Below are 447 nucleotides of genomic sequence, written 5' to 3' on the forward strand. Positions count from 1 at the left end.
CCTCGACGACCGGTTCTCCCTGCTCGTGGGGGCCGGCCGGGGCACCCCCGCCCGGCACCGGAGCCTGGAGCACACCATCGCGCTGTCGGTCGACGACCTCGGCCCGTCCGATCGGTGGCTGTTCGGGGCGCTGTCGGTGTTCACCGGCGGGTTCGACGCGGCCGCGGCCGCCGACGTCGCCGGGGTGCCGGTCCGCGACGGGCTGGCCACGCTCGTCGCGAAGTCCCTGGTCGGCGTCGACACCGGCGCACCGGGCCCCCGCCGGTTCGCGCTGCTGGAGTCCCTGCGTGCCTTCGGCGACACCCTGCTCGACGACGCCGCGCGCACCGCGGCCCGCACCGCGCACCGGCGCTGGGTCCTCGGCGTCGTCACCGAGGCCGACGCCGCGTGGCTCGGCCACGACGCGGCCCGCTGGTTCGGGCGGGTCCGAGCCGAGCAGCCGAACGT

At 77.9% G+C, this 447-nt stretch carries 1 pseudogene; it reads left to right on the forward strand.

From position 1 onward, the window contains the following. Positions 1-447, forward strand: a pseudogene (locus GTW08_RS27490) (LuxR family transcriptional regulator); the annotation flags it as partial.

The sequence above is a fragment of the Pseudonocardia sp. SID8383 genome, from assembly GCF_009864975.1.
Classification (GTDB): Bacteria; Actinomycetota; Actinomycetes; order Mycobacteriales; family Pseudonocardiaceae; genus Pseudonocardia; species Pseudonocardia alni.